At 36.3% G+C, this 23,343-nt stretch carries 23 protein-coding genes; 2 read left to right on the top strand and 21 right to left on the bottom strand.

Translation table 11 applies throughout. From position 1 onward, the window contains the following. Positions 1-144: 144 nt before the first annotated feature. Positions 145-1,791 carry a lipid IV(A) 4-amino-4-deoxy-L-arabinosyltransferase gene (arnT, locus tag ABN212_RS02155; RefSeq protein WP_349442798.1) on the bottom strand — a complete coding sequence of 549 codons (1,647 nt, stop codon included), beginning with the start codon at positions 1,789-1,791 and terminating at the stop codon, positions 145-147. Between the two features lie 409 nt (positions 1,792-2,200). Next, complete coding sequence (locus ABN212_RS02150) at positions 2,201-2,539, bottom strand: carboxymuconolactone decarboxylase family protein (RefSeq protein WP_349442797.1); 339 nt, start codon at positions 2,537-2,539, stop codon at positions 2,201-2,203. A gap of 130 nt (positions 2,540-2,669) precedes the next feature. Here ABN212_RS02150 and ABN212_RS02145 point away from each other — a divergent pair, with 130 nt between their 5' ends. Then, the gene (locus ABN212_RS02145) at positions 2,670-3,044 is read left to right on the top strand and encodes a DUF1992 domain-containing protein (RefSeq protein ID WP_198630187.1); all 375 of its coding nucleotides are present in this window, start codon (positions 2,670-2,672) and stop codon (positions 3,042-3,044) included. 80 nt (positions 3,045-3,124) lie between these two features. Here the strand turns inward: ABN212_RS02145 and ABN212_RS02140 are convergent, their stop codons facing one another. From ABN212_RS02140 to ABN212_RS02050, 19 genes are all read right to left on the bottom strand, one after another. Then, a complete protein-coding gene (locus ABN212_RS02140; protein ID WP_109373876.1) occupies positions 3,125-4,699 on the bottom strand; it encodes an AbgT family transporter in 1,575 nt (524 codons plus the stop codon). A 561-nt stretch (positions 4,700-5,260) separates the two neighbouring features. Continuing rightward, positions 5,261-5,578 (bottom strand): helix-turn-helix domain-containing protein, encoded by a 318-nt coding sequence (locus ABN212_RS02135; protein WP_109373875.1) that lies wholly within the window; start codon positions 5,576-5,578, stop codon positions 5,261-5,263. A 23-nt stretch (positions 5,579-5,601) separates the two neighbouring features. Beyond that, entirely contained in the window at positions 5,602-6,435 is an 834-nt protein-coding gene (locus ABN212_RS02130; protein WP_198619436.1) for an MrpH family fimbial adhesin, read from the bottom strand. Positions 6,436-6,455: 20 nt separating this feature from the next. Next, positions 6,456-7,007, bottom strand: a complete 552-nt coding sequence (locus ABN212_RS02125) for a fimbrial protein (RefSeq protein ID WP_196532213.1) — start codon at positions 7,005-7,007, stop codon at positions 6,456-6,458. Between the two features lie 10 nt (positions 7,008-7,017). After that, entirely contained in the window at positions 7,018-7,464 is a 447-nt protein-coding gene (locus ABN212_RS02120) for a fimbrial protein (RefSeq protein WP_406588704.1), read from the bottom strand. A gap of 56 nt (positions 7,465-7,520) precedes the next feature. Further along, entirely contained in the window at positions 7,521-8,069 is a 549-nt protein-coding gene (locus ABN212_RS02115; RefSeq protein WP_109373871.1) for a fimbrial protein, read from the bottom strand. Positions 8,070-8,080: 11 nt separating this feature from the next. Further along, entirely contained in the window at positions 8,081-8,839 is a 759-nt protein-coding gene (locus ABN212_RS02110; RefSeq protein WP_196532215.1) for a fimbria/pilus periplasmic chaperone, read from the bottom strand. 45 nt (positions 8,840-8,884) lie between these two features. Next, positions 8,885-11,506, bottom strand: coding sequence for an outer membrane usher protein (locus ABN212_RS02105; RefSeq protein ID WP_349442795.1), 2,622 nt, complete (start codon positions 11,504-11,506; stop codon positions 8,885-8,887). 20 nt (positions 11,507-11,526) lie between these two features. Continuing rightward, on the bottom strand, positions 11,527-12,087 hold the full coding sequence (locus ABN212_RS02100; RefSeq protein ID WP_109373868.1) for a fimbrial protein: 561 nt from the start codon (positions 12,085-12,087) through the stop codon (positions 11,527-11,529). Positions 12,088-12,174: 87 nt separating this feature from the next. After that, positions 12,175-12,702, bottom strand: a complete 528-nt coding sequence (locus ABN212_RS02095) for a fimbrial protein (protein ID WP_109373867.1) — start codon at positions 12,700-12,702, stop codon at positions 12,175-12,177. Between the two features lie 1,939 nt (positions 12,703-14,641). Then, positions 14,642-14,962 (bottom strand): helix-turn-helix domain-containing protein, encoded by a 321-nt coding sequence (locus tag ABN212_RS02090; protein ID WP_109373866.1) that lies wholly within the window; start codon positions 14,960-14,962, stop codon positions 14,642-14,644. A gap of 21 nt (positions 14,963-14,983) precedes the next feature. Then, positions 14,984-15,811: an MrpH family fimbial adhesin gene (locus tag ABN212_RS02085; RefSeq protein WP_098943998.1), complete on the bottom strand. Its 828-nt coding sequence runs from the start codon at positions 15,809-15,811 to the stop codon at positions 14,984-14,986. A 21-nt stretch (positions 15,812-15,832) separates the two neighbouring features. Then, the gene (locus ABN212_RS02080) at positions 15,833-16,381 is read right to left on the bottom strand and encodes a fimbrial protein (RefSeq protein ID WP_198619433.1); all 549 of its coding nucleotides are present in this window, start codon (positions 16,379-16,381) and stop codon (positions 15,833-15,835) included. Between the two features lie 10 nt (positions 16,382-16,391). Continuing rightward, the gene (locus tag ABN212_RS02075) at positions 16,392-16,877 is read right to left on the bottom strand and encodes a fimbrial protein (RefSeq protein ID WP_109373864.1); all 486 of its coding nucleotides are present in this window, start codon (positions 16,875-16,877) and stop codon (positions 16,392-16,394) included. 11 nt (positions 16,878-16,888) lie between these two features. Continuing rightward, entirely contained in the window at positions 16,889-17,428 is a 540-nt protein-coding gene (locus ABN212_RS02070) for a fimbrial protein (RefSeq protein ID WP_349442794.1), read from the bottom strand. Between the two features lie 13 nt (positions 17,429-17,441). Beyond that, positions 17,442-18,200, bottom strand: a complete 759-nt coding sequence (locus ABN212_RS02065; protein WP_349442792.1) for a fimbria/pilus periplasmic chaperone — start codon at positions 18,198-18,200, stop codon at positions 17,442-17,444. Between the two features lie 55 nt (positions 18,201-18,255). After that, a complete protein-coding gene (locus ABN212_RS02060) occupies positions 18,256-20,871 on the bottom strand; it encodes an outer membrane usher protein (protein WP_196532221.1) in 2,616 nt (871 codons plus the stop codon). A gap of 21 nt (positions 20,872-20,892) precedes the next feature. After that, entirely contained in the window at positions 20,893-21,441 is a 549-nt protein-coding gene (locus tag ABN212_RS02055) for a fimbrial protein (RefSeq protein WP_160230858.1), read from the bottom strand. 95 nt (positions 21,442-21,536) lie between these two features. Continuing rightward, positions 21,537-22,064 (bottom strand): fimbrial protein, encoded by a 528-nt coding sequence (locus tag ABN212_RS02050; protein ID WP_196532222.1) that lies wholly within the window; start codon positions 22,062-22,064, stop codon positions 21,537-21,539. 677 nt (positions 22,065-22,741) lie between these two features. Here ABN212_RS02050 and mrpI point away from each other — a divergent pair. Beyond that, positions 22,742-23,302, top strand: a complete 561-nt coding sequence (gene mrpI / locus ABN212_RS02045; RefSeq protein WP_109371496.1) for a phase variation DNA invertase MrpI — start codon at positions 22,742-22,744, stop codon at positions 23,300-23,302. The last annotated feature ends 41 nt before the right edge of the window (positions 23,303-23,343 follow it).

The raw sequence follows: 23,343 nt of genomic DNA, 5'->3' as shown, positions 1-23,343 counted from the left end.
ATTTCTCAACAAAATCCATTTTTGGGCTTTGATCACATAAAAACAACACAAAAAATCAAATTTATGTCATTTTAAAAGCCGAAGTTAAATTTATTTGCTCTTTTATAACCGTCTTTTGAAAAAATAAATAATATTTAAAATCAGTCAATTAAAGAAAACAAATGTTAAATCACCCTGTTTTTCTACAATAGGTTTTACCTTTAACTGGCTTATAACAGATAATATTTCTTTTCGCTCTGGTCGGACTAAAATAATCGCAAGCCCTTGATAGTTATTCTCTTCAATTAAGTTAACTAGCTGCTTAAGATCATAATATTTATTTTGCACATCAGGATATGCCAGACCATAAGCAAGCTCCCCTTTCGTCTCTGTTAAACGAATATCAGTGCGTTTTAACCCCCATGCTAAAGACGTTCCGATCCCAACTTCATCAGTTAAAATATAAGGCTTATCTGCTAGCTCACTATAATAGTAATTAATTGCCTTTTCAGGGGTGCTTTTGCTTTCTACTTTATGAGGAATAGCATACCCAATTGCTAAACTTAATCCTATCGAGCAAAATAAAGTCAGTAAGCGTGTGGGTTTAAAGAAAGAAGCAATCCCTATCACACTCCAAAATAAGAAGCCCACAATACCCAGCAACGCTTTATATTGCTCATTTGTTTCATATAACGTAAATCGTGTAGAGAGAAGCGAATAAACAATAATAGAGACGCCTACAAGCCCAAAAACAGTATTTATGATCGCATTAATATTATGAATTTTTTCATTTTGTTTATTTTTTAGCTCTTCCATATAATGTGCAATCAAGATAGAAAGTGGCACAAAACAAGGCAGCATATAGGTTAATAACTTACCGCTGGAGGCAGAAAAGAAAGCAAAAAACAGGAATAACCAAAACGAAAAATAAAGAGTTCCTTTCTTCAAGAAAATAGCTGATTTGATAGCCCCAAATAAGAACCCTAACCAAGGCAAAATACCCAAAATTACAATAGGTAAATAAAACCACATAGGTTGTGATCTTGCTGATCCCTTTTCAACAAAACGTTGAACATGCTCAACCCAAAAGAAGTAGTGCCAATAATCAGGTGCCTGAAGTGCAACTAAAATCACCCATGGACCAGCAATAATAACCATAGAGATAAGCGCTATTGGTGTATAACAAAGGACTTCTTTAAAACGAGATAAGCTAATTGCGGTCACAAAAAAAACTAATGCAGGTAATACAACAGCAATAAAACCTTTGGTTAGAAAACCTAATCCACAGAAAATACCAACGAGAATATAAGCTTTAATTCTACTCTTTCTATTAGTTGCATGTAATCCAGATAAAAAATAATACATTGTTGCCGTGACAAACATTGTCACGATAGGATCAAGAATATTGTAAGTACCAATAGCTAACACAAGAAACGAGGATAAAAAAACTACCAGTGCATTAAACGCCAAAGTACGGTTATGCCAAACTAGCATAGCAGCACGATAAACAAATAAGCCGGTTAATAAGGTTGAAGTTACAACGACAATACGAACAGAAAAATTACCGCCGCCAAATAACCATTGTGCAATACTGTTTAGCCAATACCCCAATACTGGCTTTTCAAAATAACGAATATCCAGCATATAAGGTACAGACCAATTACCTGATGCAAGCATTTCTCGACTAATTTCAGCATAACGGATCTCATCTGGTTGCCAGAGCAGTCGCGTTTCGAGAGGAATTAAATAAGTTAAAAATATAAAAATAAAAAGTAGAAACCATTTATATCTTTCTACAAAATCAACACGCATATATTCCTCGTTAAAATAAAACAATATCACCTTATACGAACTATTCACTTAGAATAGCTATCCTATAAAAGATTCAATTATTATTTATTAAATTATAATTAATTAACACATTGCTTTATTTTCAACCAACGAAAAAGATACCAAAAAAACAGCATTATCAATACTAATCAATAAGATATTGATAAAATTTAGTTAGTAATTAAAATAACGACACATTAATTTTTTATTAATCTTTTTTAAGTAACAGCAAGTTTTTTATCAAAAATCTACCTAAATAGTATTAAATTAAAAAATGAAGGATAAAGAATTAAACATAAACAGAAAATAAACAAAGTATATAAATAAAAAAACCAGAAGGAACTTATTCTGGTTTTTGATTACTTTGTTTAATTATATGATGATAAAAATCTTATTTACTAAACTCTTTAAAAGCGCCCATGGTGTTGGATGCATACATAACTGAAGGGCCTCCCCCCATATAAATAGCAACGCCTAATGCTTCAGCGAGTTCTTGTTCTGTTATGCCAAGCTCCACAAGTGTTTTTGTATGAAATCCAATACAACCATCACAACGATTTGCGACAGCAATTGCAATGGCGATCAGTTCTTTTGTTTTTGCGTCTAAAGCACCGTCTTTACCACCCGCTTTTGTTGTACTCATAAAAGCTTTCATCACTTCTGGAATATTTTGAGACAATGCCCCCATGTTACCTGCAATGTCTGTTACTATTTCTTTGTACTTGCTCATTTTTGATCCCTTAATAATATACTTATTTATATAATATAAAAATATATTATCAAACCATATAATATAAGCAAGGGAATTTAATTTGAGGTGATCTTTTTTATTGTGATAGTTACCGAAAAAGAGGTTTAAAGTGTCTATTTTAGACGAGTGGGCTGAACGCCATATCGAAAAAGCGTTACAAAAAGGAGAACTTTCATCACTTAAAGGTGAAGGAAAACCGCTGATCCTTGATGATAATAGCCATGTTCCAGAGTCACTTAGAGCAAGCTATCACTTATTAAAGAATGCAGGTTTTTTACCACCTGAAATGCAAGATAGAAAAGAAGCCTTATCTCTAGCTGAAATCTTAAGCACATTAAATGAAACCGAAATAAACAATGGATCACTGCAAAAACGTTTGGCATTACTTGAGTTGAAATTACAGCAGGCTGGTTTAGATACTCAATTTTTACATGCGGACTATGCCACACAGCTGACAGAAAAATTGACAAATCATAAAAAATAAACCGATCAAAAATAATGAAATATCAACATAGAAAAAGCCTATACATCCCTGTATAAGCTTCTTTCATTTATCGCAGAGAATTAACCTGCTGTTGGAGAATAATACGTTGGTGAGCCAGGCCCTACTGGTAAATTGAATACAAATACCCATAAGTAGAATAATAATGACCAACCAATTAAGAAAATAACGGAATATGGCAACATCATAGAGATCATCGTACCAATACCTGTGTCTTTCTTATATTTTGTTGCAACTGCTAATATCAAACCAAAATAACTCATCATTGGTGTAATGATATTAGTAACAGAATCTCCTATTCGATATGCTGCTTGGATTGTCTCAGGCGCATAACCTGCAAGCATTAACATGGGTACAAAGATAGGCGCGGTTACAGCCCATTGAGCCGAAGCCGAGCCAATCATTAAGTTAATAAAAGCACAGATTAAAATAAAACCTAAGAACAGTAATCCACTTGGCATATCAATGCTATTAAGTAATGCTGCACCTTTGACAGCAATAACCTGACCGATGTTTGTCCAACCAAAAAACGCAACAAACTGAGCCGCAAAGAAAATAATGACCAGATAAAGCCCCAATGTGCTCATCGAATTCGCCATAGCATCAACGATATCTTTATCTGTACGCATTGTCTTAGCAACCCATCCGTAAACAATACCCGGAATTGCAAAGAATAAGAAAATAAAGACAACAATAGATTTTAAGAAAGGAGAATTACCAATTAGCCCTGTTTCTTGGTTTCTTAATATGCCATTTTCAGGAACAACCGTTAGCGCCAAAATCACGCCCATAACAATAAAGGTTCCTGTTGCCGCCCATAATGCTTTCTTTTCTAGTGGCGTAACTTCAGCAGCATTCCTTAAATCATTTTCTTCATCATCAAGTTCATTACCGTTATAAGGCCCTAGTTGAGGCTCAACGATTTTTTCTGTAATGAAGTAACCTAAGAAAGTAATAAGGAATGTACTGACAAACATAAAGTACCAGTTTGCTTCAGCACCAACGATATAAGTTGGATCTATAATGCGCGCGGCTTGCTGCGTAATACCCGATAATAACGGATCTATCGTCCCTAAGAGTAAGTTAGCAGAATAGCCACCAGAAACTCCTGCAAATGCAGCCGCTAAACCAGCAAGAGGATGCCGTCCTAACGAATGAAAGATAATCGCTGATAACGGTATCAATACCACATAACCCAATTCAGCTGCAGTATTTGACATAATACCAGCGAAAACAATCGCCAACGTGGTCATCTTGCGAGGTGCTTTCATTACCACTAAACGCATAACCGCAGATAATAAACCTGCTCGTTCAGCAATGCCGACACCTAATAACGCCACCAGCACCGTACCTAAAGGCGCAAATCCAGTAAAGTTTGTGACAATATTTGCCAATATACGGCGAATACCATCAGCATCTAATAAGCTGATAATGTGAATATAGCCATCTTCTGCGCGTCCTTTGGCGCCTTCTGGTCGGGGATCTTGTACCGTAACACCGAAGTATTCACCAACTGCCGAAGAGACAAGTAAAATAGCAATTAAAATAATAAATAAAATAACGGGATGGGGTAGCGCATTTCCTAGCCATTCCACTGTGCGAAGAAAGCGACTGCCTCCCTGTTTTTTTGTTTGCATCATTTATCCTTTTTATAAAAAAACAGAAAATGCACAGTACACAACCCTTTTTATTATGACTATCTGTTAATCCTATTTATAAATGCTTTATTTAAGATAAACATCATAATAAAGTTATCAAATAAAATATTTTTCACCTTAATAAACAATAAAATAAAAATAAATCACACAATTACAAATCACTTACATTAAAATTAATTTATAATATCTAAAATTAAAAAATGTGCATAAGGTAACATTTTTTAACAATATTTTGATTAATTGTTAACCTTTAGTAGTTAAAGATCTGCTGAAATAATGGGAAGAATCGAATCAATACTCTGATAAACCTGATAGTAACGGACGAAATTACTATAAAGAGGAAATTAGTGACGAATAAAAATACAAAATAGGTTAAAAATGAGTTTATTTGTAACGCAAAAGATAATAAACCAACCATCATTTAAACAGCAATAAAATAAAAAAATCGACAATAAATAATTATTATGGATAAAAAAAGAAGGCAAGATTTCTCCTGCCTTCTTCTGTATAACTTAAACCCAGTGTTAAAAATATCTGTAATTAGAAAATAAAATCGGGTGTGGATTCCGCCATAAAATATGTAGATTTGCGGATATTTTTATCTTCCGTTTCAGCTTCAACATGAAAACAATCTTCAAAGAACCAGTATATTGGAGTTTTTAAATAAACAGCTAATGTCACAAGGTAACTTAGGTCTATTTTATTTAACCCTCTTTCATAACGTGAGAACTGTTGTTGGCTAATTCCCAATTTATCAGCAATGTGAGCGCCTGTATAACCAAGCTCTTTGCGTTTTTTCTGTATTCTTTGACCAACTAGCTCATTCACATTGATGTTTATAAGATCATAATCCATCATCGCGTTTTCCAACTTCGTTTATATTAAGGCATTGCCAAAATTAATGTACCTACCCCAGAAAATGAACCAGGAGCAACTCGACCATAAGGACGTAATATAGAGCTAACAACTACAGGTGTTGCTCTCCCCGCAGGTACAAAAATTGTCTCACCATTTTCACCGGGTCTATTATTAAGATATAAATCCGCAAATAGGCTACCGTCTGGACGTAATCTGACATTTGGACCATCTAGAGATGAGGCATAAACAACAACCGATAAATCTTTATTGCACGTCACTCGAATTGTTTGCGATCGTTTATTCTGTGTTGAGTCACCTAGTTTATCTTCATCAATGTCGCCATAGTTGAGGTTGACAGAACCATCAATTATCTCACAAGCCCCAGCAGGAGGTGGTGCAATACCGCACATTGATCCTGGAAGTAGTAATTTTGTCGTTCCGGTTTCATAAAATAAACCAACACACTCTTGAATTTCACTATTAGGCACCCCTGAGTGGTGAGCTACAGTAGGTGACGTAGGAAAACTTTGCACTCGCATAACAGCATCACGCAATTCCGCCATAGTGCGATATTTTTGCGCCCCTGTTAAAACTGTTCTTGTCGCTGCCCCACCTTGTCCTGATGCATTATGTCGATGATTAATCGTAATTTTACAAGATGCGCCACCATAACAAGGATTCAAGGTCATCGTTGTTTCAGGATCCCAACGTTGAATAATGAAAGTATAATTTGCAGAGGAAGGAGTAAGAACTTTGGATTCAGTAATATAAGAAAAAATAGAAGCCATTGATGACGCAGAAAAGAGCATCATCACACTAAATAAACATAATGCTGATAATCGTTTTGGGGTAAACATATTAACCTCAATCTTAATAATTAATCATAATTCAGGTGGAATGTGGCTATAGCACTAAAACGACCTCGTTTTATTGATTCATTAGCAATAGCATTAGGCTCGGCTTGTATAAAAGCTCGGAACCTTAAAATAGAATCTCCTGAATTTAAGGCAATATTGCTTGTTTCCTGATTAATCCGCAGTGGACTGCCATCAGAGTTTTCTAACCCTATGGCAATACCTTCAGCTTGACTTCCTGTACTTAATGCAAGAAAACCTTGCCCAACCATTGCCTGATTTTCAGTACCACTAAATGTCACTCTCACCCTTTTATTAATAGAAAGGTCACATTCTGATAAATGAATTTGAAAATTTTGGCTATTTGTTCTACCTGCGCCAATATAAAACGTTTTATCAGGCACATTACCAAATTCTAGAGAAATGGTTTCATCCCCCGGTTTAATCACACAAGGTTCATCAACTAATGTGCCATAAAGTCGCATATTATTCGGTGCTGCATTGGCAGCTGTAAATATTCCTATTAGAAGCGTAAGCCCGCAAATAACAGGAAGCGGCAATGTTTTAAGCTTCATTTTCACACTCCTATTGATATTCTGCGAGCAACGTTGCTGTTACTTCAAATGGGCCTTCTACTAAAGTACTTCCTGGTCTTTTTACCGGTACAGCTTGAATAATAGGTGGCTTATCTGGTGAGATAACAAATCGCTCATTTAAAATAAAAGGCTCACCATTGCGAGTCATATGAATCGCTAAATCGGCAATATTAGTTTGTAATCCTGCATCATCAAACTGGCTTTTAGGGCCAATAATAGAAAGCCCCAGATCCCACCCTTTAATATTGGGATCGCACTTTAATTTGTAATTCACGGGTTGGGTGTAATTAATGCCATCAACTCTATGAATACCAACGTTATGGCCAAAATAAACTTCAATTAAGTTATTATTTTCGATCACACAAGGAGGCGGAATTAATAATGTTCCAAATAATTTCATATTCGGTTCATCCGCACTGACAAATAAAGGCGACATGACGAGTAATGTTGTCAGACAAACCTTTTTTAAATTAATAAGCATGTACTGACTCCTTACTGATATTCTACTCGAAGCGTTGCAGTAGCGTAAAAATCACCTCCAGTTAATGATGCAGAATAATCACGAACAGGAATTGCCTCAAATTGAGGAAAGTTAGGATAAGTGAAATTCACTTCTTGCCCCAATCTTAATAATTTATTTTGGTAAAGAATACGTACCCCTAATCCTGTAATATTTGTGGTCAAAGCATTTGAATCAAACCCAGTACCATTTCCAGAAATAGAGACTTTCATTGTATTTGTTGGCATTTTTCTACATTCAGCACTATAGGTAATAGGCTTTTTGTAATTAACACCATCAATACGCGTACTCATGACTTCACCAAAATCAACCTCAATCGTTTTTCCTCCATTGATAACGCAAGGAGGTGGAGCGATAACATTACCCGAGATATAGACATATACAATCCCAGGTATAGTGCTACCCGCTCTCGCTGTAGGTGGTGTATTTGCAACAGCAGCTGAACTCAGGACACCAGTAAATGTTGTCATTAATAAAATCAACACTGCTTTGCTTGTGTTAAACCGCTGTTCCATATCCATAAATAAACCTATTAATTTCCGATTGCTGTTTCTACAACCTTGCACTCATTGCCACTACAGCTAAATTTCAAACGAGGGCGTCCACCGTAATCATTGATATAACTAAGTACAGGAGATGCACCAAGTGTAGAAGCTTTCAAATTAAGATCTGCGCTACTTTTTGGATCAACCATTAAAGGCGTAAACCCAGTAATACTTTCACCTTTTAACCCAGTTAACCCATCGACAATTGTCACAAAGTAAGGGGTTGGATTATTTACCTGATAAGTATCACCTTTTTTCGTTAAGGTGATTTTTTCCTGCCACGGATTAGTTAAATCCGTTTGTGTTGCATAAATCGCAGCAGGGCGATAAAAAAGTTTAATGCGTGTTTGTAATGCAATTTGCAGTACATTAGGCTTATCACTACGTGGTGGAATTTCACGTAAATTAAAATAAAACACGCTTTCTCTATCTTGCGGTAATTTCGCAATATCGGGTAAAGCCTGTATTTTTATTTGGCTCTTATCACCTGGTTCAATACGTTGAATAGGCGGTAGAACGATTAAAGGGCTTTCTACTTTTTGCCCATTCACATCTTCCATCCAACCTTGAGCTAAATAAGGCGATTCTTTATTTTGATTGCTGACATTAAGGCTGACTGATTTATCAGTACCATTAAAAATGACACGAGTTCTATCCAATGCAATTGCAGCAATGGCTTGCTGAGTAAATACCATGCCTGTCAATAAGGTTGTTGCTACAATGAATGAGCGCTTTAATAACATCATCTTTAATTACTCTTTTGTTTATAAAATCGTTTAATTTTTCCCTTCTCAACCTTCAGTTTTGACTAATTGTGGCTGAGATGGTGATTCGGTTCTCTCTTGTGCTGAATAAGAGATTGATGGAGTGTCCCCACACGTTAATAATAGTGAAGAAATAAAGATACCTTCATCTAATTTAGGTACTTGTACTTCACACTGTTTTTTACCACTCCAACGTACATCTAAAATATCACCAGAGTTTATTCCACTTAAATAAACATTACCGCTATCATTCACGATGCCCAGTTCTCGGCCTTTTTCTGTGGTAATGCTAGCGCCAAATGGTGGATAACTACCGTCTTTCATGCGGACAATCGCCATCGCTTTTTGCCCTGAAATAACATCAAACTCACGGTAACCTATTGCCCCTTCGGTCAGGGTTAATTGTTGAATTGAACGCACTGCATCAACATCATCAGGTAATTTATCCAAATCAATTGTTGCACTACTCCGATAGTAATTATTGATATCTGGAAGTACCGCTTTACCAAAATAGTTAGTATGGCTCACAGCCCCTAAACTTCTAATTGGTACATCAGCCACACCATTAGTATCGACCAATAGACGCGCAGCTCCTGGCATTGCAGTACGATGGAATGCTCCGCCTTTAGGTGTTAACGTTGCTCCGCCTTGTAGCGAAAGTGATGCTGAGGTATTTTCACCTTGAATATGACTCGCACTCGCTGTTACCAATGCTGTATCGCCATAACGCGTATAATAAGCATCAGCTGATGGGCGACCTCGACTACTAACACCCGCACCTAAACGATAGTTGTTGTTATCATCAAGGCGATCAAAGTAACTCACATTGTGCGAGTTGCCATGCTTATTAATCACGGTGTTATAGCTAATTGTGGCTTTATCGCTCCAAGGCATGCTGACATTTAGATAAATACCATCATCATTCGTGCCTTTAAATTTATTGCGGTAAGCCGATAAATTGATATTGATATTTTTAAAACTACCAATGTCCATAAACTTAGATAAAGATAAGTTGTAATAATCGTTATTAGGCTTATTCCAATAAGTTTGATGGTTATAGTTAAGATAAGCACTCAAGCCTAAATCTGGGAATTGCTTACTTAATGTTATGGTATAAAGCTCTTTATTATTATCTCGATTGTTATCACGATAACGACGATCCAGATATTGCTCCATACTCATAAAATCACGTTCAGAGAAACGATAACCTGCGAATGTTACTTGACCATTAATCGCCTCAAAACGTTTTGAGTAACTGACTCGATAAGAACCACCATGATAATTCTTATCATCATTCGGAATTTTTGCCCATGAATGTGTGGCATCAAACGAAATTGCCCCCAGAGCCATCAAGTCACGACCAATACCTAAAGAAACAGAGTTATAATCTCCCGCAACTAATGAACCGCCATAGAGAGACCAACCATTACTTACCCCCCATGAAAATTCACCCATTGCAAATACAGGTCCTTCAGCCTTGTGATCCATATCTGAAGGTTTACCTGCCGATAGCTTATATTGCACTCGACCTGGGCGTGTTAAATAAGGAATACTTGCTGTATCCATTTGATATTCTTGTACTGAGCCATCTTGTTCTTCAACACGAATATCTAACTTACCACTTACCGCATCATTAAGATTTTGTATACGGAAAGGTCCTGGCGCGACCTGAGTTTCGTAAATGACACGACCTTGCTGGCTAATCGTCACTTTTGCGTTCGACTTTGCAACACCAGTGACTTCAGGTGCATAACCTCTTAAATTAGGAGGTAACATCTGATCATCCGTTAATAAACTAATACCCGTAAAACGGAAGTTATCAAAAATGTCAGAGCGTGAATAAGTCTCCCCCATAACAAGGCGAGCACCCCATTGGGTTATTGCTCTATAAAGGTAATATTGACTCCAATCCCAATTATTCTCAGTACTGCCATTCATGCCTGTTGTGTGTTGATAGTTTGCTTGCCAATCCGCACGAAAACGCCAAACACCTAAGTTAGCACCCGCAGTACCACTACCTGTAACTTGTTGTCTTTGTTTACCATTAGCAGGATCGGTCACATTAGCATTCAGGTTATAGTCAAAAATAAGCCCTGAAATACCTTCATCCCAACGAGATGGTGGATCCCAATCGTCGGCTGCATACTCAACATAGGCTTGAGGAATAGTAACAATAAAACTACCTGCACCTAAGTTAGTACTTGTTGTCATACCTGGTATCGATGACTCGTCAAGACAGGAGCCATCATCTTTCCAAGTTACCGCTTTTAGCCACTCAGGTTTCAATGTAAATTGATTGACTAATTCACGAGGAATACAAGGAATACTCGCTTTAGGATCATTTGCGGGGACAATATAATTAATGGTGTAGAGATCAGGTAATTCATTATTGTTAACTTTAACAATAAATTCATACTTACCGGGCATAATATAGCCGGCACGAGAAAAATCTGATAAATCAATATTTTGTTTATCTTTTAGATCAAGAATATCAGAGTTAAACTCGATATCACCGGCTGCAAATACCATATTAGAGGCACTCGCCATACCAGCAATAATTAAATAGATCAGTGCTGCTACAGGTCGAATTGTATGCTGATTACTCTTTTTTTCTGCTTTTCTTGAAGCAGTTTTGAATGATTTAGCCATAAATAATCCAACCAATCCATTTAATAATATTCGAGTTTAAAACGCAGGGTTGCTTGATAATTACCTGCTCGTGGAATGTCGTTATTTTTAACAAGCCTTGCTTGATACAACAAAGACAACGATTTAGTATCGATATCCACAGGAGGTAAAGGTTTCCCTGGTGTTGCCAATCTTCCGTAACGGTCAGCAATAGCTAACGAAGCACCTTTGGCGTCGCCGAAAAGTTGGAATAATCCGTTCTGTGCAGGGCCTTCAAAAGTAGCAATAAAACGAGGACGTTCAGCTTGTGTACCTTTTTGGTCGACAAGGGAACATTCTGTTAATCGAATAGAGAAATGTTCAATAGGTCCTTGGCCTTCAACAGCTAAGGTCGGAATAGACACGGTACTCAAAGAGATAACTTGCTCTCGACTTCCTGCCGAGATAGTACATGTTGGCTCTAATATAGAACCTTGTAGACTAACCACGCCGAATCGCTGATGTGATTTTACATCTTGTTTTATATCGGTCACTGCCATTACAGGCTTAACAAATAATCCTGTTGTAACAAGTAATAATAGTGGCACCATCTTGCGATTCATTGTTTTCTACTCCATAAGATAAACCATAAAAATACAGCTAAAGATAAAGCCCTATACATCCTTATACAGGGCCTAAAAGGACATCTATTATTGGTAAGTCAATGCAAAAGTAGCGATTGCAGTAAAGTCACCAGGTACAGCTGCATCTGTTGCAGAACCTTGTAAGTAAGCAGCAAAGTTCAGATCATTTGAACCGTCACGAATAGTTTGAGCTTTTGTTGGTTCACCTAATTTAATTTGTGTACCACCAGCATCAGTAATAACAACTGCTGCATTTTTCGCTAAACCTTCGATGCCTAAAGAGCCTGGCAGAATAGCCGCTGCTTCAGCACCAGTGAAGGTAGTTTGAACTGTTTTATAAGTTTCAGTAGAGCATTGCAGTAATTTAATTTTGAAAGTATTAGAAACACTACGGCCGCCATCTTTCAGTGCATTTGCTGAAACTTGTCCTAGTGGAACACGTTGGTCGCCTGAGTTAGGATCAATTGAACATGGAGCATCAATGATTGAACCCCAAAATTCTACAGTACCATGACCTTGATCAGCCGCGAATGCAGAACCAGCAGCAACAGTTAAGCCTAAACCTAAAACTAAACCTAATTTATTTAATTTCATCTTTATGTTTCCTGAAAATATAAGAACGAAGATATTTAAAATAATAAAATTCAATATAAGCAAATTGCTTAAATGAATGTCACACTAAATAAAGTTTCTATATTTTGATAAAGTTCACCCAGCCAATTTCATATTTAATTATGAAATTAGATAAAGGAAGCGTATCAAGTTGGATATATTATTCTCTCTGGTTTTATTTAAGTCAAACCACCCCAATTTCATTAAGTCTATTTTTATTAATTTACTGATATTAGGTGTATTTTTTACATTTTCATACAAAATATTACTTTTTGAAAATGACGGAAATGGACTTTAAAGCCAAATCGACACTCTTAAAAAGAGATATACAAGATTTAAATTCTGCTATTTTGGAATTTAAAGTGAAAAGATCTGATTGTCTTTTTACGAATAGGATTAATTGTCAATTAAATAACATTTCCTTATTTATTTATTTTAACTCAATATAACTAAAATTTTACATAATAAAACAAATCAGACTTAATTCATTGATTTACAAGCAGATCAAAATAATGAATTTGTTAATTTATTTATTATCATTATTTAATCCCATGTATAAACCACATTAAATAACTCCTTTAATGATAATCCAAAATTGAAATAAGCATTAAAAATAAAACACCAAAAAAACATAAGTACTTGTATTTAATATAAAAATTAATAGTTACATTTTTTATAGTTACGTATATTTACAATAAACAAAATAAAAAGAGCAGAAAAATCATAAGTAATTGATTTACAATTTATTATATAAATAAACTAATCAAGAATAGAGTATTTTTATAATAATTTAACACTTGAACTTAAGTGTTTTCACTTAGGAAGTTAAGGTCATAAAGCGAGTTTTTTGTACAAATTGCATTTTTTGATTAAGAACACCCTTATAAGTTAACTAACTGATAATTCAAAAAAAGAAATTCGTGTAACGCCTATTTTTTTCTCAGAAAAACCTAAAAATTTAATCATTTGATTGAGAATAATTACGCTTTTTTTGGGTAAAAATTTTAATGTATTTATTAAGAGCTGCTTCAAAAAGTTAAATTAATTATTTATTGCTTCCTTGACTATTTTACGTATTGCTACTAATTTCATTATTAGCTTATTCATATTATTAAATCCCCATAGAATCCACATTTTCTTATCCAAATAGAAACACAGTAAAATACATTTTATTTACATTGCAAATTCATTAATTTAACATTACCCATATAATGCGTATAAATATTAGTCGTTATTACTTGTTTTTTAATTATCAAATTTTTTTCAATAAGAATATTGGTGTTTTTTTATTTTTACGATAAATTAGGAATAATTTTATATTATCTGAATAGATTTAACTCATTTTCGAATAGTTAATTAATCTAAAGAAGTAAGTTTTAAGGTATATATTGGAAACAATCCTTTATAGACTGAATAATAACAAGTTAATAATTTAAATAAAAATAGAGAATTACATTAGCATTATTTAATTATTTAACTAATAACGTCTTAATAAGAATATCATTATTAGAGTATCTTTATTTAATAAATTAAGTTAGCTTTATTTATCTTTTTCACGATGAAATAAAAAAAAGACATTTTCAACCTAATAGAAATCAATATTCTCTAAATACTCGCTTTAAGAGTATTCCTATCCTACATTTCAAGAAAAATACCTGTGTTAGATAATTATCATCATCATAAAATGACAATTTTATATTTATGCCCCATTTTCTTCTCTATATAAAAGAGTAAAAATTGATTATCCGTTCCTTCCTTTTTGCTGATCACACTATCAATAACTTGAGTTTGACTAACGGTACTTAGCTTTTTTAGCATAAAAAAAGGGCAGGGTTTCCCCTGCCTTACCAATTTGGTAATCAATCAAAGAAAAAGCATACGCTCTAAAACACCAAGTTTGAGTATCCTTTAGCGATATGCATTAGTATAAAAAAACATCAGGCATCGCTTCAGCAATGATGCTACTTCGTTTATCGGTACATTGATTTTCTGATGATGATTTTGATATAAAACAGTCTTCAAAAAACCAATAAATAGGTGTATTTAGATAGTTGGCTAATAGAACAAGATAACTTAAATCTATCTTGTTCATCCCGCGCTCATATCGAGAGAATTGCTGTTGACTTACACCAATTTTCTCAGCAATTTGCATACCGGTATAACCTAATTCTTTACGCTTTTTCTGAATACGTTTTCCAACCAACGCATTAACATCAATATCTGTAAAATCGTAATTCATCATAATATTCACCCATTATCATGATTAAGGCATCGTTAAAATAATTGATCCTGAACCAGAGAAATAGCCCGGTGCAACGCGACCATTTGTATGTAAAGTAGAACTTACTTTTACAGGCACTGAACCGCCAGCTGGAACATTAATTATGCTACCGGTCTCGCCTGGATAATCATCAAGAAATAAATCAGCATATAAACTGTTGTCTGAACGTAAAGGCACTCTCCCATTATCTGAACCTGATGCAATAACCATGACTTTCATCGCTAAATTACAAGTAACATTGATATTCTGATAACGCTGAGCACCTTCTAAACTATATTCATCTATATCACCATAATTAAGGTTTACAGCACCTTCTGTTATTTTGCAGGCACCAACAGGTGGCGGTGCGATACCACATAATGATCCCGGCAATAAACGTCCACTCGGTGATATTCCACTTGAATTTGGTTGATAAAATAATCCCACACATTCCTGATTAGAATTTAAAGCAGGCCCTACGTGATTTGTCTTTCCTTCAAGTGGAAAGGATATATTTCTTAAAACTTCCTCTCTAACTTCAGCCAAAGTACGCAACTTCTCAATTCTTGTGATAAGTTGCTTAGCTGATCCACCAGACCCATCAAGATCATGTTTATGGTTAATCGTTACATAACAAGTAGACCATCCATAACAAGGATTTAATGTTCCCGACGTTTCAGGATCCCAACGCTGAATAACATAGGTATAGGTTGCATTTGAGGGTGTTCCTGTCGATTCAGTAATATAAGAAAAGATAGATGCCATTGCGGGTGCCGAAAACAACAAACCTATTGCAATACATAAAGCCGGAAATCGCTTTAATATGGACATATAAAACCTCAACCCTAATAATTAGTCATAATTCAAATGGAATGTGGCGATTGCACTAAATGGGCCGCGTTTAATGGATTGGTTAGCAATCGCATCTGGCTCCCCTTGAATAAAGGCATAAAAATTTAAAATCGTGTCATCCGCATTTAACGAGAGTTTGTCTGTTTCTTTATTAACAGGTAGCGCATTTCCATTTTCAGATTCCAGTCCAACAGCAATACCCGCCGCTTGACTGCTTGGGCTAATCGCTAAAAAACCTTGTCCTGCCATAGCTTGATTTTCATCCCCTTTGAAAGTGATCTTGACGCTTTTACCAATCGTTAAATCACATTCAGACAAGCGTATTTGAAACAACTTGCTTGGTGTTCTTTGATACGCATAAAGGTTCTTGTCTGGTATATTGCCAAAATCTAATTCAACGGTTTCGTCACCAGGCTTTATGGTACAAGGCTCGTCAACTAATATGCCGTGAAAACGCATATTGTCTGGCGCTGAGAAAGCGGTTGATATTAATCCCGTAAATGTGGCAAGACCCAATATGAACGGGATCGATAACCTTTTTATATTCATCAATACGCTCCTATTGGTATTCAGCAAGCAGTGTTGCCGAAACTTCAAATGCACCTTCAGGCAAAGTGCTACCCGGTCTTTTAACGGGCACCGCTTGGATCACGGGAGGATTATCGGGTGATATCGCAATACGCTCGTTTAATTTAAAAGGCTTACCATCTTGCGTAAGATGAATGCCTAAATCTGGAATATTGGTTTGTAGCGCAGCTTCATCAAACTGTGTTTTAGGACCAATAATAGAAAGCCCTAAATCCCAACCTTTTAAATTTGGATCACAGACCAATCGATAATTCACCGATTCGGTATAGTTAATGCCATCTACTTTGTGAATACCTACGTTGTGTCCAAAGTAAACATCAATCAGTTCGTTATTACTAATGACACAAGGAGGGGGTACTAATAAGGTGCCAAATAATTTCATATTAGGTGCGTCTGCACTCATAACAGAATAAGAATTCAGTAATGCGATCAGACATAGGTACTTTAATTTATTCATCTTCTGACCTCTTACTGATAATCCACATGCAGTGTGCCACTTGCGACAAAATCACCACCCACTAAGGTTTCATTCTGATCACGAACAGGAATAGCTTCTAATTCAGGTAAGTTGGGATAGGTAAAATTCACCGCCTTACCTAAGTCTAATAAGTTTCCCTGATACAGAATACGCACCCCTAATCCCGTAATATTTGTTTGTAGCGCATTTGAATCAAACCCTGTTGCGCTACCCGTAACATAAACTTTCATGGCATTGGTTGGCATTTTTTGGCAAGTCGCGGTGTAGTGGACAGGCTCTTTATAACGAACACCATCAATACGTGTACTCATCACCTCACCAAAATTAACTTCGATCATTTTGCCGTCATTAATTAAGCAAGGCGGTGGCGCAATGACATTCCCTGAAATATTGATATAAACAATTCCTGGAATAACATCTTTCACCGCTCTAGCGGGTAAATTCGCAACAGCAGTAAAACTTAGGCCTCCAGTAAACGTTGCCAAAATAAACACTGCTTTGCTTGGGCTAAACCGCTGTTCCATTTTCATAAAATAGACCTATTTAGTTTCCTGCTGATGTTTCTGTAACTTTGCATTCATTGCCATTACAGGTGAATTTCATCTGTGGTCGTCCACCGTAATCATTGATGTAACTGAGTACAGGTGATGAGCCAAACGCAGAAGTATGCAGATTTATCGTTCCTGTGCTTTTAGGGGCAATCATGATTGGTTCAAAACCATCTAGGCTTTTTCCTTGCAATCCTGTTAACCCATCCACTAATGTCACGTAATAAGGTGTTGGGTTATTCACTTCATAGCGATCACCTTTCTTTATTAAGGTGATTTTTTCCTGCCAAGGATGGGTGAGATCCGTTTGTGTGGCGTAAATCGATGCTGGGCGATAAAAAAGTTTAATGCGCGTTTGTAGTGCAATTTGCAGTACATTAGGTTTATCGCTACGTGGTGGAATTTCACGCAAGTTAAAATAGAAAACGCTTTCTCTATCTTGTGGTAATTTGGCAATATCAGGTAATGACTGCACTTTTACTTGGCTTTTATCGCCCGGCTCAATACGCTGAATAGGAGGCAAAACTAATAATGGGCTGTCAATACGTTCTCCATTTTCATTTTCCATCCAGCCCTGAGCCAAATAAGGCAACTCTTTATTCTGATTACTGACATTTAAGCTAATAGACTTATCGGCACCATTAAAAATGACACGCGTTCTATCTAAAGCAATCGCAGCAAGAGCTTGGCCAGTAAAGACCATTCCAGTCAATAAAGTGGTTGTTACAATGAATAAGCGCTTTGATAACATCATTTTAAATTACTCTTTTTATCTGAAATTATTTTTATCTTTCCCTTTTTTCCTAACCTTATTGCGTGATTAGTTGAGGTTTAGGTAAGGGCTCTGTTCTTTGATTGATTGTTGAAGGTGTTGCGTCACCATCACTACAAGTCAGTAATAATGAAGACATAAATAATCCTTCAACTAATGTTGGAATACGGACTTTGCACTGCTCTTGACCATTCCAACGAACACTCAATAGATCATCACTGTTAATCCCCGTCAGATAGACATTCCCACCATCATTGACAATACCAAGCTCACGCCCCTTCTCAGTTGTGACACTGGCACCAAATGGTGGATAAGTTCCATCTTGTAAGCGAATGACAGCCATGGCTTTTTGTCCCGAGACCACATCAAAGTGGCGGTAGCCTATTGCGCCTTCTGTTAGGGTTAGCTGTTGAATTGAGCGTAATGCTTCAGCGTTATCTGGCATCTGATCAAGGTCGATGCTGGCACTACTGCGATAATAATCATTGATATCAGGCAGTACTGCTTTACCAAAAGCATTGGTACGCGTAATAGCGCCGATGCTTTTCACTGGAACATCTGAAATACCATCTGTATCAACAAGTAAACGAGTACTACCCGTACGACTTGTTCGGTGTAATGCACCACCTTTTGGTGTTAATGTTGCCCCACCTTGTAGTGATAATGTGGCTGATGTGTATTCACCATTAATATGGCTCGCACTAGCAGTGACCAATGCAGCATCAGCGTAATGCATGAGATAGGCATCTGCGGATGGTTTACCGTTACTGCTCAAACCAGCACCAACTCGATAGCTACTATTGTCATCAATACGATCGTAATAGCTGACATTATGTGAATTACCGTGTTTATTAATCACCGTGTTGTAGCTAATAGTTGCACGATCGCTCCAAGGCATACTGACATTCATATAAACGCCATTATCATTGGTGCCATTGAATTTATTGCGAAACGCCGACAGACTGAGGTTGATATTTTTAAAGCTACCAATATCCATCGTTTTGGCTAATGACAAGTTATAGTTATCGTTATTAGGCTTATTCCAATAAGTCTGATGGCTATAGTTTAAGTAAGCACTCAATCCCCATTCAGGGAACTGCTTACTAAACATAATGGTATAAAGCTCTTTATTATTATCTTCTTCACCACCACGATAACGGCGATCTAAATATTGGTTCATACTCATAAAGTCACGTTCAGAGAAGCGATAGCCTGCGAATGTCACTTGGCTGTTTATTTGTTCAAAACGTTTTGAGTAACTCACACGATAAGAGCCCCCATGATAACGCTTGTCATCACTTGGAATTTTTGCCCAAGAATGTGTCGCATCAAAAGAGATAGCACCCAGTGCCATTAGGTCACGACCAATACCCGCAGAAACCGAGTTATAATCGCCCGATACTAATGAACCGCCATAAAGTGACCAACCGTTACTGATCCCCCATGAGAATTCACCCATACCAAAAATAGGGCCTTCAGTATTACGGTTCATATCCGACGGTTTACCCGCAGATAATTTATATTGCACTCGGCCGGGGCGTGTTAAATAAGGAATACTTGCCGTATCCATTTGGAATTCTTGAACAGATCCATCTTGTTCTTCAACACGTACATCTAATTTACCACTCACTGCATCATTGATGTCTTGAATGCGAAACGGTCCTGGAGCAACCTGAGTTTCATAGATCACACGGCCTTGCTGGCTAATCGTCACTTTCGCATTCGTTTTTGCCACACCCGTTACTTCAGGGGCATATCCCCTTAAGTTAGGTGGCAGCATATTGTCATCCGTAGACAAGTTAACCCCAGTAAAACGGAAGTTATCGAAAATGTCAGAACGAGAGTAAGTTTCCCCCATCACAAGGCGAGCCCCTAATTGCGTGATGGCTCTATAAAGATAAAGCTGGTTCCATTTCCAACTATTTTCAGTACTATCAGGAAGACCTGTTGTATGCTGGTAACTTGCTTGCCAATCGGCACGGAAACGCCAAACACCAAGGTTCGCTCCCACGGTTCCTAAGCCTGTAACTTGTTGACGCTGTTTTCCTTTAGCAGGATCTGTCACGTTAGCATTGACGTTATAGTCAAAAAGCACACCTGAGATACCGTGATCCCAACGAGAAGGTGGATCCCAGTTTGGCGCTGAATATTCAAGATACGCTTGAGGAATAGTAAGAATAAGATTGCCATTTCCCAGACTTGCATTTACCGTCATTCCGGGAATAGAAGAGATATCAAGACAGCTTCCGTTATCTTGATATTTAACTTTTTCAGCCCATTCAGGTTTGAGCCCTATTTGATGAATCAATTCTGGCGGTAAGCAAGCTTCGCTACCTTTAGGATCATTGGCTGGTACAACATAGCTAATGTTATAGAGTTCAGGGAGTTCATTATTATTCACGCGAACAACAAACTCATATCGGCCAGGCATAATATAGCCAGCACGAGAGAAATCTGATAAGTCGATATTTTGCTTATCTTTTAGATCTAAAATATCGGCATTAAATTCAATATCACTATTTGCTAAAGCTGAACTTGAAATACTGGAAGCGCCAGTAAGAATTAAATAGATCAGTACAGCAACAGGCCGAATAGTATGTTGTTTTTTCTTTTTTTCCGTCCCTAAACCAACGGTTTTGAATGTTCTAACCATAAGTTATCCAACCCGATCCATTTAATAGTATTCCAGCTTAAATCGCAGCGTTGTTCGGTAATTTCCAGCTTTTGGTATTTCGTTATTTTTGACTATTCGCGCTTGGTAAAGTAACGCCATTGATTTGGAGTCAATACCTACTGGGGGTAATGGCTTACCGGGGATGGCTCGCCTACCGTAACGATCAGCTATCGCTAATGACGCGCCTCTCGCTTCACCAGAAAGTGCAAAATTACCATTCTCGTTAGAGGGACCTTCAAACGTTGCAATAAAACGAGGGTTGTCCGCTTCCTGACCTTTTTGTTCAATTAGCGTACATTCCGTTAATCTGATAGAAAAATACTCAATAGGTCCTTGCCCTTCAGTCACTAGCATTGGAATAGAAACCGTTGTCAGTGGAATAACTTGTTCTCCACTTCCTGCTGCAATCGTGCAAGATGGTTCTAAGATCGAGCCTGAAAGATTAAGTACCCCAAATCGCTGATGCATGTTTTTATCTTGTTTTACATCACTCGCTTCTGCTGTTGTTATCAGTAAGCTGGCAATAAGGCATAGCCATAGTGGTGTCATCTTGCGATTCATATTTTTCTCCGTAAGAAAAAAATCGTTAAAAATAGACACAGGAAATAAAGCACTGTACATCCTTGTACTGTGCTTATTTTTTCTTACTGATAAGTCAGTGCGAAAGTTGCGATTGCAGTGAAGTCACCTGGAACGGCAGCTTCTGCTGAAGAACCTTGTAAGTAAGCAGCAAAGTTCAGATCGTTATTACCATCACGTAATGTTTGAGCAGCACTTGGTGTGCCTAATTTGATTTGTTTGCCACCTGCATCAGTGATAACAACAGCCGCATTTTTAGCGATACCTTCAATACCTAAAGAACCTGCTAAGATGTTTGCATCTTCTGAACCAGTGAAGGTTGTTTGAACAGTTTTATAAGTTTCTGTTGTGCAATTCTCTAAAGTGATTTTAAAATCACGAGAATTACTACGACCACCATCTTTTAATGAAGCAGTAGAAATTTGACCTAATGGAACAGTTTGATTTTCTGAATCAGGATGAATAGAACAAGGTGCATCAATAATTGAACCAACAAATTTAACGGTACCGTGACCTTGATCAGCAGCAAAAGCAGAACCTGCAGCAACAGTTAAACCTAAGCCAAGAACTAACGCTAATTTATTTAATTTCATCTTTTTGTTTCCTAAAATATAAAGGACGAAGACATTAAAAATAATAAATTCATTAGGATTGAATTATTCCTAATTGAATGACTCACTTATTGAGTTTTTGAATTTTGGTATACTTGTGCCCGTCCAAAACGAAATTAAATATCGTTAGAAACAAAACAAAATACACCAAATTGTTTTGTTAAAAATTTTCATCTCGAAATTAAACACATTTAGATAATCAAACTTTAAATATCGAAAAAAGAGTTTATAATTCTTAGTGCAATTACTATAATTTGTGAAAAAAGTAAAAAAAATTATTTCTGGATTTTAAACAAAGTAACCAATCATGTTTGTTTTTTAAAATAATGATAAATATCAATATGTTAAATAAATGAAGATAAGTGATTAACATTAAATTTGACTTAAGTGAGAAGCCAGAGAATAATAGTAAACAATTTGGTGTATTCTGTTTATTTCTCTAAAGATAACCAAATTCCTATCCATACTCATTTTTCGCTTTTTCAATCAATCACTTTCATTTTCTAAAAATAAATAAACTTTCAATAAACTTGTTTAAAATGAACAAGTAAAAGTGTAAGCATAAAAAAAATACAACTCTTTATTGATGCATATTACTTGTTATAGTGATGCATCAATTGACTTTTGTTCCTTGTTATCTCATTGAAAAGGTTATGAAAATGAAGCAGCGCAAGTTTCTTACACGTTTTGAGATCAATTCTATTTTGAAGCAAGCAAAGGAAGGACGGTATCCAGAAAGAGATTACTGTATGTTTTTAATGTGTTTTTTACATGGGTTTCGCGTGAGTGAACTATGTAATTTAACCTTAAGCGATATTGATTTAGAAAGTCGAATACTCTATGTCAGACGCTTAAAAGGCGGTTTATCAACAACACAACCGATTATCGAAGAGGAGTATGAAGCGTTAGTTAACTGGTTGAAAAAAAGGGAAACATGGAGAGAGGCTGACTCAGAATGGGTCTTTTTATCCCAAAAAACAGGTCCAATTTCTCGTCAACAAGTGTATGGATTACTTCGCCGTTTAGGTAAAGATGCTAATGTATCCATAGCCCCTCATCCCCATATGTTACGCCATGCATGTGGCTATGCACTCGCTGATTTAGGTAGAGATACTCGTTTAATTCAAGATTATTTAGGACATCGTAATATTTCACATACTGTTATCTATACCGCAAGTAATTCAAAACGTTTTGTTCACATTTGGGACGCAAGAAATTAACAATATTTATTTAATTAATATATTCTCTAAGAATTAATACA

This window comes from Proteus genomosp. 6, from assembly GCF_040139785.1.
Lineage (GTDB): Bacteria > Pseudomonadota > Gammaproteobacteria > Enterobacterales > Enterobacteriaceae > Proteus.
The sequence above is the reverse complement of the archived record's forward strand: the minus strand, read 5'-3'. Positions and strand labels throughout refer to the sequence as shown.

Excerpts from the sequence above, each read along its gene's own strand:
- ABN212_RS02050 (WP_196532222.1), bottom strand. The coding sequence starts at position 22,064 with ATGAAATTAAATAAATTAGCGTTAGTTCTTGGCTTAGGTTTAACTGTT.
- ABN212_RS02130 (WP_198619436.1), bottom strand. The coding sequence starts at position 6,435 with ATGTTTACCCCAAAACGATTATCAGCATTATGTTTATTTAGTGTGATG.
- ABN212_RS02095 (WP_109373867.1), bottom strand. The coding sequence starts at position 12,702 with ATGAAATTAAATAAATTAGGTTTAGTTTTAGGTTTAGGCTTAACTGTT.
- ABN212_RS02135 (WP_109373875.1), bottom strand. The coding sequence starts at position 5,578 with ATGATGGATTATGATCTTATAAACATCAATGTGAATGAGCTAGTTGGT.
- ABN212_RS02090 (WP_109373866.1), bottom strand. The coding sequence starts at position 14,962 with ATGATGAATTACGATTTTACAGATATTGATGTTAATGCGTTGGTTGGA.
- ABN212_RS02100 (WP_109373868.1), bottom strand. The coding sequence starts at position 12,087 with ATGAATCGCAAGATGGTGCCACTATTATTACTTGTTACAACAGGATTA.
- ABN212_RS02075 (WP_109373864.1), bottom strand. The coding sequence starts at position 16,877 with ATGAATAAATTAAAGTACCTATGTCTGATCGCATTACTGAATTCTTAT.
- ABN212_RS02120 (WP_406588704.1), bottom strand. The coding sequence starts at position 7,464 with ATGTCGCCTTTATTTGTCAGTGCGGATGAACCGAATATGAAATTATTT.
- ABN212_RS02105 (WP_349442795.1), bottom strand. The coding sequence starts at position 11,506 with ATGGCTAAATCATTCAAAACTGCTTCAAGAAAAGCAGAAAAAAAGAGT.
- arnT (WP_349442798.1), bottom strand. The coding sequence starts at position 1,791 with ATGCGTGTTGATTTTGTAGAAAGATATAAATGGTTTCTACTTTTTATT.
- ABN212_RS02060 (WP_196532221.1), bottom strand. The coding sequence starts at position 20,871 with ATGGTTAGAACATTCAAAACCGTTGGTTTAGGGACGGAAAAAAAGAAA.
- ABN212_RS02115 (WP_109373871.1), bottom strand. The coding sequence starts at position 8,069 with ATGGATATGGAACAGCGGTTTAACACAAGCAAAGCAGTGTTGATTTTA.
- ABN212_RS02085 (WP_098943998.1), bottom strand. The coding sequence starts at position 15,811 with ATGTCCATATTAAAGCGATTTCCGGCTTTATGTATTGCAATAGGTTTG.
- ABN212_RS02110 (WP_196532215.1), bottom strand. The coding sequence starts at position 8,839 with ATGATGTTATTAAAGCGCTCATTCATTGTAGCAACAACCTTATTGACA.
- ABN212_RS02070 (WP_349442794.1), bottom strand. The coding sequence starts at position 17,428 with ATGAAAATGGAACAGCGGTTTAGCCCAAGCAAAGCAGTGTTTATTTTG.
- ABN212_RS02140 (WP_109373876.1), bottom strand. The coding sequence starts at position 4,699 with ATGCAAACAAAAAAACAGGGAGGCAGTCGCTTTCTTCGCACAGTGGAA.
- ABN212_RS02055 (WP_160230858.1), bottom strand. The coding sequence starts at position 21,441 with ATGACACCACTATGGCTATGCCTTATTGCCAGCTTACTGATAACAACA.
- ABN212_RS02065 (WP_349442792.1), bottom strand. The coding sequence starts at position 18,200 with ATGATGTTATCAAAGCGCTTATTCATTGTAACAACCACTTTATTGACT.
- mrpI (WP_109371496.1), top strand. The coding sequence starts at position 22,742 with ATGAAGCAGCGCAAGTTTCTTACACGTTTTGAGATCAATTCTATTTTG.
- ABN212_RS02150 (WP_349442797.1), bottom strand. The coding sequence starts at position 2,539 with ATGAGCAAGTACAAAGAAATAGTAACAGACATTGCAGGTAACATGGGG.
- ABN212_RS02080 (WP_198619433.1), bottom strand. The coding sequence starts at position 16,381 with ATGAATATAAAAAGGTTATCGATCCCGTTCATATTGGGTCTTGCCACA.
- ABN212_RS02125 (WP_196532213.1), bottom strand. The coding sequence starts at position 7,007 with ATGAAGCTTAAAACATTGCCGCTTCCTGTTATTTGCGGGCTTACGCTT.